Here is a 663-nt window from a genome sequence, read left to right as displayed (position 1 = left end):
CGGGCGTCCGTCAAGTCACTGCGGACACCAGGGCGGCGACGAAGGCCGCGGCGGACGCTGCGGCCGCGAATCCGTCACGCACTCGCCAGGGGTGATCGGTGCGGAAGGTGCGCCGCGGATGGCGGCCGAAGTTGCGCATCGCCAGGGTCAAGGACAGCTTTTCGGCGCAGCGCACGGCGCTGACGAACAAGGGAAAGGCGATGCGCGCGGGCGTCGTCGCGCGAATGAAGCCGGAGCGGAAAGACTGCCCCGGTCGCATCGAGCGCAATCTAATCGCCCATGTCAGATGGGGGATTTCGCTGCGCAGGAACGCCGCGATGCTCACCCCGGAAATCGCTATGGTGCACCATGTGTAGGGCACCCGGAAGCGTTGCACCATGGCGTCGAAAAGCTCCTCGACGCGCATGCACGCGGAGACCAGGACCGTCCCCGCGAACACGGCCGTCAGCAGGAGTCCGTGATGGATGCCGTGGCGGACGGCCTCCGCCGGATCCCCACCGCCGTAGAACTCGGAGCGCCACCCGAGCAGGCCGAAGAACACCCCGATCAACAGGACGAGGAGGACCTTCCCCGCCGTCGCCCGAACGTCGCGCTCCGCGATTGCAGCGAGTGCGAGGAACGCGACCCCCGTCAGCGCGAGAACGGCGTCTCCGCCGGAGAGCA

General features: G+C 68.3%; 1 protein-coding gene. It reads right to left on the bottom strand.

Annotation, left to right across the window (positions count from 1 at the left end; genetic code table 11):
• Positions 1 to 10: 10 nt before the first annotated feature.
• Positions 11 to 663: energy-coupling factor transporter transmembrane component T (locus F4V54_RS11075; protein WP_249041304.1), on the bottom strand; the 653-nt coding region annotated here is incomplete at its 5' end.

The organism is Corynebacterium tuscaniense (genome assembly GCF_008693065.1).
In the GTDB taxonomy this organism is placed as follows: Bacteria; Actinomycetota; Actinomycetes; order Mycobacteriales; family Mycobacteriaceae; genus Corynebacterium; species Corynebacterium tuscaniense.
Note: the sequence above shows the minus strand (reverse complement) of the source record. Positions and strands in the feature narration are given on the sequence as shown.